This is a genomic window from Bartonella sp. MR168JLCBS, assembly GCF_042194175.1.
Window position 1 is genome coordinate 1 of sequence record NZ_JBHIMP010000047.1, and the last position, 703, is coordinate 703.

At 37.7% G+C, this 703-nt stretch carries 1 pseudogene; it reads left to right on the forward strand.

Annotated features, from left to right (window positions below):
* Positions 1 to 703 (forward strand): annotated as a pseudogene (locus ACFIK8_RS08915) (ribonucleotide-diphosphate reductase subunit alpha); the annotation flags it as partial.

The following is a 703-nucleotide window of genomic DNA, read 5'->3' on the forward strand; positions in this document are numbered from 1 at the left end:
TATCCTGTTTTTTGTTGCGGATTGAAGACAATATGGAGTCAATAGGTCGTTCAGTTAATTCAGCTTTACAACTTTCGAAACGCGGTGGGGGTGTAGCGCTTTGTTTGACGAATTTACGAGAAGCAGGAGCACCGATCAAGAAAATAGAAAACCAATCTTCAGGTGTTTTACCTGTGATGAAACTTCTAGAAGATTCTTTCTCTTATGCCAATCAACTTGGTGCACGGCAAGGCGCTGGTGCTGTTTATTTGCATGCGCATCATTTAGATATTATGAAATTTTTGGATACAAAGCGCGAGAATGCTGATGAAAAGGTCAGAATTAAAACTCTTTCGCTTGGTGTGGTTATCCCTGATATTACTTTTGAGCTTGCACAGAATAATGAGGATATGTATCTATTCTCACCTTATGATATTGAGCGTGTTACAGGCAAACCCTTTAGCGATATTTCTTTGACGGAACATTATCGATCCTTTGTTGATAATGCAAAGATTCGTAAAAAGAAAATAAATGCACGTGTCTTTTTCCAGACATTAGCAGAAATTCAATTTGAATCAGGTTATCCCTATATTTTATTTGAAGATACTGCCAACCGAGCTAATCCGATAGCTGGACGTATAAGTATGAGTAATTTATGTTCAGAAATTTTGCAGGTGAGTGAGGCGAGTGAATTAGAAACGGATTTAACTTATCGTACTATTGG